7 protein-coding genes and 3 tRNA genes are annotated in these 10,462 nt (G+C 46.0%); 3 read left to right on the top strand and 7 right to left on the bottom strand.

Going from position 1 to position 10,462, the window contains the following annotated elements; all coding sequences use genetic code 11:
- The 5 genes from WEIDD23_RS02600 to WEIDD23_RS02580 form a co-directional block, all read right to left on the bottom strand.
- Positions 1-544 (bottom strand): type 1 glutamine amidotransferase (locus WEIDD23_RS02600; RefSeq protein WP_242865411.1); only part of this gene is annotated, 544 nt, incomplete at its 3' end.
- 4 nt (positions 545-548) lie between these two features.
- A complete protein-coding gene (locus WEIDD23_RS02595; RefSeq protein WP_010369596.1) occupies positions 549-1,901 on the bottom strand; it encodes a MurT ligase domain-containing protein in 1,353 nt (450 codons plus the stop codon).
- Between the two features lie 150 nt (positions 1,902-2,051).
- Complete coding sequence (gene manA / locus WEIDD23_RS02590; protein WP_010369598.1) at positions 2,052-3,017, bottom strand: mannose-6-phosphate isomerase, class I; 966 nt, start codon at positions 3,015-3,017, stop codon at positions 2,052-2,054.
- A 31-nt stretch (positions 3,018-3,048) separates the two neighbouring features.
- A complete protein-coding gene (locus WEIDD23_RS02585; protein WP_010369600.1) occupies positions 3,049-3,768 on the bottom strand; it encodes a MucBP domain-containing protein in 720 nt (239 codons plus the stop codon).
- Positions 3,769-3,860: 92 nt separating this feature from the next.
- Positions 3,861-4,466, bottom strand: a complete 606-nt coding sequence (locus tag WEIDD23_RS02580; protein ID WP_062358738.1) for a sugar O-acetyltransferase — start codon at positions 4,464-4,466, stop codon at positions 3,861-3,863.
- 155 nt (positions 4,467-4,621) lie between these two features.
- On the opposite strand from WEIDD23_RS02580, the gene WEIDD23_RS02575 reads away from it, so the two are divergent.
- The 3 genes from WEIDD23_RS02575 (at position 4,622) to WEIDD23_RS02565 (ending at position 4,896) form a co-directional block, all read left to right on the top strand.
- Positions 4,622-4,693: transfer RNA gene (locus WEIDD23_RS02575), tRNA-Asn, on the top strand.
- 30 nt (positions 4,694-4,723) lie between these two features.
- Positions 4,724-4,795, top strand: a tRNA-Asn gene (locus tag WEIDD23_RS02570).
- A gap of 29 nt (positions 4,796-4,824) precedes the next feature.
- Positions 4,825-4,896: transfer RNA gene (locus WEIDD23_RS02565), tRNA-Asn, on the top strand.
- Positions 4,897-4,996: 100 nt separating this feature from the next.
- On the opposite strand, the gene WEIDD23_RS02560 is transcribed toward WEIDD23_RS02565, so the two are convergent.
- On the bottom strand, positions 4,997-8,275 hold the full coding sequence (locus WEIDD23_RS02560) for a SpaA isopeptide-forming pilin-related protein (RefSeq protein ID WP_062358737.1): 3,279 nt from the start codon (positions 8,273-8,275) through the stop codon (positions 4,997-4,999).
- Positions 8,276-8,736: 461 nt separating this feature from the next.
- The coding region (locus tag WEIDD23_RS02555; RefSeq protein WP_062358736.1) for an ABC transporter ATP-binding protein at positions 8,737-10,462 on the bottom strand (1,726 nt) is incomplete at its 5' end.

Below are 10,462 nucleotides of genomic sequence, written 5' to 3'. Positions count from 1 at the left end.
CGCCATCTTCACCGTTGTTTCCCTTACCTTGCAAGACCTTACCCAATGGGCGCTCGCCTTCACCCAAGAATGTACGTCCTTGGTGGTTTTCGAAACCGCGGTACTCGTTGCCGTTAACTTCGTCCTTAATCAAGACATTACCAATGAAACGGCTGTGTTGTTGGTTCAACGTGTAGTGGTCCATGACGGAAATCCCCTCAACACGCGTCCCATCAGCCATCAAGAAGTAGTGACCCAACAATTGGAACCCACCGCAAACGCCCAACAATGGGCCATCTGATTCGATGTAGCGCTTAATGGCATCTGCCTTAAACTTCAAATCTTCTGCAACGATTTGCTCTTCGTAGTCTTGTCCACCACCGAACAGCACAAAATCGTACTTCTTATCATCGAACTCATCGCCCAATGAAATCAACTCTACGTCGACATCGACACCGATTTGTGATGCATAGAAACGCATCGCCACGATGTTACCGTAGTCACCGTAAGTGTTCATCAAATCACCGTACAAGTGTGCGGTGTGCAAAACGTACTCTGCTGCCATGATTTTATTCTCCCATACCAGTCTTGATAAAGCCTTGTTGTGCCAATTGGGCACGTAGTTGTAGCATTGCCGTATAAGTTGCGGCAATGTACACGCGCTTCGTTGGCATCTCGTCGATTGCCTTTACAATTTGCTTGAGATCTTGGTAAACCGGGTGTTCACCGTATCCAGCCATCTTCACACGGACATACAAGTCCTTGTAACGCTCACCACCAGTTGCAATGGCTTGCATGCCTGAATCCTTTAGTGATTCAAAGTCAGTATCCCAAATCCAACTCGTATCGATACCATCCGCATAATTCGCATTCAACAATGCAATCAATGAGAATGGTTGGTCATCTGTCTTCATCATATCGATGACTTGGTTTGCCCCAACTGGGTTCTTAATCAAGACAATCGTGACTTCCTTACCGTTGACGTTAACGGCTTCTTGACGACCAAAGATTTGCGCATTTGATTCAAAAGCGTGGTGAATTTGTTGTGTGGTAACACCTAAGAAACGTCCAACTGTGTAAGCAGCCAGTGCGTTATAGATGTTGTACATCCCACCGATTTCAATTTGATACGTCTCGCCATCAATATCGAAGTTTGAATAACGAGGTGTCATCTCATTAATCTTCGTTACGGCATAATCCAACTCAGGACGCTTGAAATCGTCTGAAACTGAGAAGTAATCACCTTGATTACCGAACGTCATAAAGTGATAGTGCAACACCGTGTCATCAGTTGGTGATAGCACACCGTCCGTGTTGTGAGGAGCCTTCATATCGCCATCCGCTGGCAAGTGGTTAAACCCGTAATAAACCTTTGGATTTGGCAAATCGCCACGCATGAAGATTGGTGAATCAGCGTTCGCAATCACCGTTGCCTCAGGGAACAAACGAATGCCCTTCAAAATCTTATCGTAGGTTGTGTAAATCTCACCAAAACGATCCAATTGATCACGGAAGATATTCGTCAATACAAAGGCCATTGGCTTCAATTGACGCGCAACTTCTTCCACGTTCGCTTCATCAACTTCCAAAAGCGCAATTGGGCGGTGTGACTTACCGGTTACTTTCGCTGTCAACATCGTTCCCGTGATACCTTGCATCATATTCGAACCAGATGGGTTTGTAATCACATCAGGGAATTGTTCGCGCAAGACACGCGTGGTCAATGTTGTTGTCAACGTCTTACCATTCGTACCTGTAATCAAAATAACGTCATACTTCTCAGCCAACGTTGTCATGACTTCAGGGTCAATCTTCGTTGCCAACTTACCTGGCAATGATGTACCACCACGACGCAAAATATCATGCAGTACCACGTATGAACTTTTACCAACAAAAGTTGCCAATGCACTCTTCAAGCTCATGTCGTCCTCCTACTACATCGTCACCGATGTTTATCTGTCAAAATAACTAATCTATAGTGTACCATTTTCGCGCATAAAAAGTCAGGCCGATAGGAATATAAAATAAAAGCACGCGCAAATAATTTGCACATGCTTTTGCTAACAATTCACTTACATTGACTTTGGTCCCGGCGTCGATGTAATCAACGTCGCCTCACCTTGTAGCGTCCACGCTTCAACATCGTTTGGCAAGATAAAGCTTTGGCCCTTGTGCAATGGATAGGTCACACCAAAGACGGTTAAGTCTAATGTCCCGTCAATCACAGTTGCCAGCAAATATGGTGCGCGTGCATCTAAGGTCGCACGACCGTCAACATCCCACTTATAGACATTGAAGTAAGGTGCTTCAACCAGCGTTGTCACCGTGACACCACCGTACGTAGCCGTCGACGTTTGTGGTTGTTCCGGTACAAACGGTACCGTCGTCACATTCTTCGCATCGGCCAAATGTAGTTCACGCAATTCACCTGTTTTCGCATCAACCCGGTCAAAATCGTAAACCCGATACGTCACATCAGATGATTGCTGCGTTTCCAGCGCGAGAACCCCGGCACCTAATGCATGCAGCGTCCCGGCTGGTACGTAGAAAAAGTCGCCAGCCTTGACAGGCACCTTTCGGAGTAACTTATCCCAGTCACCGGCATCGACCGCCGCATCAAATTCTGCCTTGGTTTGGGCCGTGTGCCCGTAATAAATTTCAGCGCCCGGTTCAGCAGCCACGATATACCACGATTCCGTTTTACCAAGTTCACCGGCGTGTTCACCAGCATACGCGTCATCAGGGTGCACTTGCACTGATAAATCCTGGTGCGCATCTAGCAATTTAACCAGCAGTGGAAATGGTCGGTTCGTGTCTGTGTTACCAAACAACTGTGGCTCTTCTTGCCACAACTCAGCAATTGACTTACCCGCATAACGGCCATCCTCACAGAACACCGTGCCATTCTTGTGACCCGAAATCAGCCACGCTTCACCCGTCGTTTCCGATGGGATATCAAAGCCAAACACATCACGTAACGCCGTGCCACCCCACATCTTTTCGTGCAAGGCTGCCGTCAAAATCAATGGTTCTGTCATTATTCAATTCCCCCAAAGTACATGTCGCTAATTAATCAAGATGCAAATAAATACTTGAAATCCAACCGTGTTGCACCACGTGGTACCACAAGATACCAGATGGATCATCAACCCGTTCTGAAATTTCAATCCGTGAACCGTGGACAACCCGTCCAATTTCACGTCCGTATGGTTGTGCATATACGGCCACGTCCCCACCTGGCACATAATCCACAGTCCCGCGGGCCACAAATGGCTTTGGGGCCCACGTCGTTGGTCGATTCCATTCAGAAATTGGCTTTGCTGAACGGCCATCATTATCCGTTAACTTCATTGTTTGCATGTTGTAAGGTACCCAGCGTGAATCTGATAGTTGATACCAGAACTTCCCCTCACGCGTTGCAACTCGTTGGGCAACCTTCACGTATGAATCCGCCCAAAGCTTTTGGCCAGTCGGTTCAGCAATCTCAATCGCTGCAACCGGTTGGACATCCGCTAACAAATGCAAATACTTATCAGTTAATTGCTCAGTTTCCGCAATGTCATCGCGACGGTAATAGAACGTTGCGGTGTGCATCGTAGTTTCATCGAAAGTCCCTTTTAACGTCCCCTCTGATGAAACAAAGCGATACCCTGGCAATGTTTGTGGATCAACTGAAAAGCTGTCACCCACGGTACCTTCAATCAATCTTGCATGCGTTAACGCCGTCTTTGTATCAACATCCTTGGCGTATACCCAAACTGGCATACCCTTTAGTTGAAAGTCAGCCATACTCGCTGCCTCCTAGTCGTAGTTTCTTACGTCTATTCTACCAAATTAACCTTAAGTAAGCCCGCGTTGATTACCTGCACTTAACCTTTTGTTTAGTTTAACGTCTTAATGACCCGCGCTGGTTTACCGGCAACCATGACATTACTTGGTACATCCTTGGTCACAACCGCACCGGCACCAACCACTATGTTATCTCCAATCGTAACACCTGGTAGCACGATAACGGAACCACCAAACCAGCAATCATCCCCAATCGTGATTGGCGAATCATATTGCCAACCCTCACGCCGCAACTCCTTATCATATGGATGGTGATTCGGCGTGTAAAGCTGGCAGTTCGGCCCGATAAAACAGTGCGCACCAATCGTTACGCGCCCAGCACTCAAAATTTGCAGACCGGCGTTAATAAAGGTGGCGTTGCCGATGGTTAGACGTTGGGGATGCTCAATTGACGTGATTGGAAAATACACATCAGCATCTGCTGCCATATTTGGTAAGAACTCTTGCAACAAACGCGTCGCTTCAGCCAAATCCGTCTTCGCGACATCGTTAATGCGTTGCACCGTTTGGGCACTTTGCTTGACGATGGCTTGTACCTTAGGCTCCTTCGCGTATTGGTACCACTCCCCTTGGTCAACCTTGTCAAAAATATCCACATCGGCTAAACGCGCGATTTCTGCTGGTGTTAAGTCTTTCATAATCCGATTCCCCTCGTTATTCAGTAACTCTATTATACGTCAAATTTGTACGGACAAATGTGAATTAATTTAAATGAGAACAATTTTAATCAAAGTAGTTGACTTCTCATTTTCCTTACTGTATATTAATGTCATGCCTTAGCGAAGGACATAATTGCTTTGTAGTTCAGCGGTAGAATAGCTCACTGTTAATGAGAAGGTCGCTGGTTCGATCCCAGCCAGAGCAGTTGCCATCACGGCGAATTGAATACACTAATTGCTCTGTAGTTCAGCGGTAGAATAACTCACTGTTAATGAGGAGGTCGCTGGTTCGATCCCAGCCAGAGCAGTTGCCATTGCGGCAAAATGCATATCTAATTGCTTTGTAGTTCAGCGGTAGAATAACTCACTGTTAATGAGGAGGTCGCTGGTTCGATCCCAGCCAGAGCAGTTACCGGACCCCGTTTCTTAATTGAAACGGGGTCTTTTTCATTCACTTTTTTATCACATAAAGAAAAGCGCAACTGCATCACTGCAATTACGCTAATCAATTAATCATTAAACTTACGCTTCAACGTCAATGCACCTGCTGCACCAACCAGAATCAAACCAACAATCACAAAGCCCATAATGCCCGTTCCACCCGTAACTGGGAAGATTGATTGCAGCGGTTCTTGCTTCTTGTTTTCAACCGTGAACGTCGTCGTAAAGATGTTCTTGTTTTGGTCTGGCTTAATCCATTCCGTCACTGCCCCATCCTTATCAGTCTTCACAAACAATACCTTTTCGTTCGCCAAGGCCGCCGGCACTGTTACACCAGTTTGCGTTGTGAAATCTGCTTGCTTCAAAACCTTGAAGTAAACATCTTCCGCGCGTTCGTAACCAGTTGGCACCGTCGACTCATTCAATGTGTACAACTTGTTGAACTCAAGCGTTTGACCAGTTGGCATCGTGTGCATACCAGTCGTATCATCCTTGTTCATACCAGTCTTTTGAGTCACATCCGTGAAGTATTGGAAGACCGCACCAGCCAATGGCTTGTTGTCTTGATCAACCTTCTTCACTTGGAAGACCGCCTTGATATCCAATTGGTTAGGCACGTTAGCTGTGACGCTACCGTCCTTCACGTCAACATTCGTCAAAACGGCTGGATTTGTCGTTTCCTTAAATGTCGATGTGTAAGCATCCCCTGTACCATCCGCATTAGCCGTCAACTTCGCGCCAACATTGAACGTAACGTCCGTTGCCTTCACATAGCCATCTGGCGCCGTTTCGATCAATTGGTATTGACCAACCGGCAAGTTGTTCCACGTCCAGCTTGTCTCAGTCGTTGATGATGCAGCAATCGTCGTTGCCGTCGTCAACGTCTTGTAAGCTGAAATTTCAGCTGATGCAAAACTTGCAGCCGTCCAAGCTGAAGGCTCACCGACCTTCTTTAGCTCAAACTTGGCACCTGCCAAAGCAGCCCCGGCCTCGTCAACCTTGTTGATAGTAACGTTAGTCGTTGACAATGGATGTAGCTTAACCGTTACGGTGTTTGTCGTACTCTTGTACTCTGAAGCATCACTGTGCTCAGTCTTCGTGTAAACGTCAGCCGTATTATGCTTTGTCCACTCAGCAAAACCTTGCGCTACTTGCGAGTCAGTCTTTACGTCCAAACGAAGTGCGAACATATCAGAATTAAAGTCAATCGCTTGAATTCCCGCATCCGTCAATGTTGCAACGACCTTCTGACCAGCAATCGTTACCGTGTAGTCAGCTCCAAGCTTCAGTTGCTTACCCTCGGTATCATACAGCTTTACCGAATTTTGACCATCACGCAACGAAATACCATCAGGCAAGGTATCCTCGAACCGAATACCGAATGGCCGAATCAAAGAATCCGTTCCCAAATCGTAGGTTGGTTGCGTTACCCAGTATGCAAAATTAAACTTTCCGTCATCAGTAGATGTGATTGCCAAGTTCTTCTCGTGCATATTACCTGACTTTCCAGCCTTAGCATCACTAACCGCTGTTGTATATGTTGTATCATCCGTTGTCACTAACTTATGCGTTTGCGTTAGCTCTAGCGGATGCATCACGGCAGCTGAAATTGTCTGCCATGTATTACCGTCTCCCGTACGTAACGTAAAGTTGTACGCATCCCCACTAACTGGGAATTGCAACGCCGCCATTTGGAAGTTTGTACCACCTAGAGAATCTTCAAAATTACTCTCATAACCCTCAATATCCAAGTAGCTCTTGTACGATGTACCATTGACATCCATCAAGTCATAAACACCGTGCACCGTTGAATACCAGATTCCCGCGGCATCCTTTTGCATAAAGGTATCATCAGAGTCGGTAGTTGGATCATCATACGGTTGTGCCGCCAACGTTCCTGCACCACCAAAAACAGTTTCAGCATACTTTGAATTATTAATGCCCGTTGATAGTTGATCCCATGAGAAATCAGCACCAACAGATGAGCTAGAATTTGCTGAACGCCCAAAGTTATTCAGTGAGGAGAACGTCACGTGACCATCCCCTTCATCAACATCAATTCGCTCAGCAAACTTACCATCAACCAACGTGTAGAACTGCAACTTAATATCTAACGACTCAATACCGTGATACATAACACCTGAGTACAGGTTATTCGGTACATCGATGAAATGCATATTACCTAGTTGCAAGTGGTCACCTGAAGCTGGCGTCACATTTGAGATTGTCATCGTTGCACCAATTGGATGGTGTTCCTTAGTGACTGAATCAACGTAACTACCCACGTGGTCATAAACAACCGTGAACTTGGCATTCGTCATTGCATCGCCGTCCTCAAATGAGATGGTATACGCTGACTGATTATCGCCACCCGTTTGCTCATATTGGTTGTGGTAGGTTGACCGCACATACTGCAGGCGAGTCGCATCGTTCTCATTTTCAGAACCACCAATATTGCCAGTTGCCGTCACATCTTTCTTTTGATAAATCGTAACTGGCGCCTTGTGATCGGCATCCGCCGTCGTATATACTGGTGCATTCATTGAACTCCACAATTGGAAATTATTGAAGTCAGTCTTGTTATCTGAATCTGGTGTCGTTCGAACACCACGCTCAATCAAGAAACCATCAACAATCCCCTGCTTTGTGTCAGGCAACTTCGCATAGACATCTGCAGGATCGTCAGAGCCTGGCGCTGGCAACGTCGTTTCCGGCTCATCAGGTTTTGTTTCACCCTCATCTTCACCAGTCGCAGCATCTCCCTCGTAACCAAACAAGTTCGCCTCAACCATCATCTTGGCATCATCTGGCAACAGGTTTGTCTCCGCCAACTTTGGCGCCTTAATCTTAGCACCCTGTTGCGCAGTACGCGTCAACGCTAAACCAACCGGCACCGAAACGGCACGCTTTTCATCCGTTGTTGACTTAGCCGTCAAAATCAACGAATGACCAGAACCACCATTGTAGTACAACTCGAAGCCACCCAGTTCACCAGTTTTAGCATCCCAAGACTGGCCATTAACTTTAAAGTCAGTCAATCCTTGCTTGGCTGCCGCCTCCTTATCGATTAAGAACGTCACCTCATCCTTATTTGGATAATTAGCATCCTTATCGATAAACTGGAACTTCCAAGAAACTTCGCGACCGTTCTCCCATTTCCAGTCGTTACCATCCCCAGCAGTAACGGTCAGTCGATCAGATTTATACAGCGTTTTTTCCGCCGCATAGACTGTCTTGGCTAACAAGCCCATGTTGGTCACATAAGGAACAACCAGTGCAATCAAACCGACAACCGCCCACCAGAAACGCAACCGCTTGTTGGGCAGAATACCCCGGTGTGTTTCCATAAACATCACTCCTTTTCATGCTATTTTCTGTTTCCAGCGTAATGGACCGAATATCCACTACTGCACTCTCATAGAATAGCGAAGCAATGTAGTTATCTTTTGCCGGGGTCTTAACGAAACTTTGAAGTCTTTTGAAGAATTATCCGCACCCTTCAAACCCCTTGACGATTTTGTGCATTTTCAAACAATCTTCATAAATCAAACTAATTTTCAGCAAATCCCACAACGAAAACCGTCATATTTACAATTCATAATAAGTATTTGTAAGAGGGTTGAACGTAACTTACATGGGGAAAATACATATATAGGCCGGTAGCTATCAAATCGATAGTCACCGGCCTATTTTTTATACAATGAGATTAAATCATCTCATTTTTCGAAAATTCGCTATTTTGAGATTAAATCATCCCATTTCACCAAAAAAGTCGCACCGCATAATTGCAGTACGACTTAATCATTAACTATTCAAATACCATTTGGTTTGTATACAACTCAGCGTAGAAGCCGCCTTGTGCCAACAACTCTGCGTGGCTACCTTGCTCAATGACGTTACCGTCACGCAAGACCACAATCTTATCCGCATTCAAAATCGTCTTCAAACGGTGCGCGATCACGAAACTCGTCCGACCGGCAATCACGTTATCCATCGCCTTTTGAATCTTAGCTTCTGTCACCGTATCAACGTTTGACGTCGCCTCATCCAAAATCAACAAGTCAGGCGCCGTCAAAATCGTCCGTGCGATTGACAACAATTGCTTCTGACCAGTTGAGAAGACTGAATTTTCATCAGACACTTCAGTATCGTAACCCTTTTCCAACGTCATAATAAAGTCGTGAATATTGGCTTGCTTAGCCGCATCAATCACTTCATCATCAGTTGCATCAGGCTTACCAAACGTGATGTTGTCACGAATCGTACCGGTGAACAAAACAGAATCTTGCAACACAATCCCGACGTTATCACGCAACGATTGTAGATCCATGTCACGAACGTCGATGCCGTCAAACTTAACCGCACCACCCGTTACGTCATAGAAACGGTTCAACAAATTCATGACAGTCGTCTTACCAGAACCGGTTGGTCCAACCAAGGCCACCATTTGCCCCTTATCAACTTCGATGTTGATACCATGCAAAATTTCACGATCTTCGTTATACCCAAAGTGCACATCGTCCAACACAATCTTATCTTGGACACCGTTAAACTTCACCCCATTAGCTGGGTTAATTTCATCATCTTGCTCGAAGACTTCGTTCAAACGGTGCGCACCCGTCATCGCCAATTGCAACATGTTGTAAGTTGACGTGATTTGGGTGATTGGCTGGTAGTATTGTTGTGAAAATGACACGAAGGTCACAATCAGTCCCAAACCAGCGGCACGGGCTGACAAATCACCGTTCAAGGCTTGCGTAGCACCGTAGAAAATAACGATGGCCAAATTGAACAAGCCCATTCCTTGCATCAATGGGAACAAAACACCTGACCACGTTTGACCAAGCGTTGACGCACGACGCACCTTGTCGTTGTGGGCCACAAAGCCCTTGATTGACTCTTCTTGCAAGCCGTTGGTGATAATGACCTTTTCACCATTAATCTGCTCATTAATGTAACCGTTCAAGTGACCCACTTCAGCTTGTTGCGCATCCACAAACTTCTTTGCTTGCACAATAATCAGCGCCGCCAAGATAACCGCAACTGGTGTTGAAGCAATCGTGACCCACGCCATCTTAGGGCTTTCGTTGAACATCATCCATACAACTCCAACCAGCATGGCCACTTGTGAGAACAATTGGAAGATAGCTTGGTTCATTGCATTAAAGATGTTATCCAAATCTGACGTGAAACGTGACAATACTTCACCGTCTTGGTGTGAATCAAAGTAACGAACCGTCATCCGTTGCATCTTGCCAAACAAACCCTTACGCATTTGGTTCACTGAGTTAGAAGCGACGATTGATTGAATCATGGCGTTGATAAATAGTCCCACCAACATCAACAAAACAAAGGCCGCAAACGTCCACAACGCATGGTGGAAGTCAGCCAAACTCGCTTGGCTCGCTGTCATCGGGTTCAACTTCACCATCAAATACTTTGATAGCTCTGTAATTGAACGTCCCATGTAAACTGGCGCTTTAACTTGGGCCCACGTTGCAAAAATCGTGAAGACCACAATCGCAATCATCGCC

It is taken from the genome of Weissella sp. DD23 (assembly GCF_001579105.1).
Classification (GTDB): Bacteria; Bacillota; Bacilli; order Lactobacillales; family Lactobacillaceae; genus Weissella; species Weissella cibaria.
Note: the sequence above shows the minus strand (reverse complement) of the source record. Positions and strands in the feature narration are given on the sequence as shown.

What these genes read in the sequence shown, in the direction of transcription:
- WEIDD23_RS02595 (WP_010369596.1), bottom strand. Translation starts at nt 1,901, where the DNA reads ATGAGCTTGAAGAGTGCATTGGCAACTTTTGTTGGTAAAAGTTCATAC.
- manA (WP_010369598.1), bottom strand. Translation starts at nt 3,017, where the DNA reads ATGACAGAACCATTGATTTTGACGGCAGCCTTGCACGAAAAGATGTGG.
- WEIDD23_RS02585 (WP_010369600.1), bottom strand. Translation starts at nt 3,768, where the DNA reads ATGGCTGACTTTCAACTAAAGGGTATGCCAGTTTGGGTATACGCCAAG.
- WEIDD23_RS02560 (WP_062358737.1), bottom strand. Translation starts at nt 8,275, where the DNA reads ATGGAAACACACCGGGGTATTCTGCCCAACAAGCGGTTGCGTTTCTGG.
- WEIDD23_RS02580 (WP_062358738.1), bottom strand. Translation starts at nt 4,466, where the DNA reads ATGAAAGACTTAACACCAGCAGAAATCGCGCGTTTAGCCGATGTGGAT.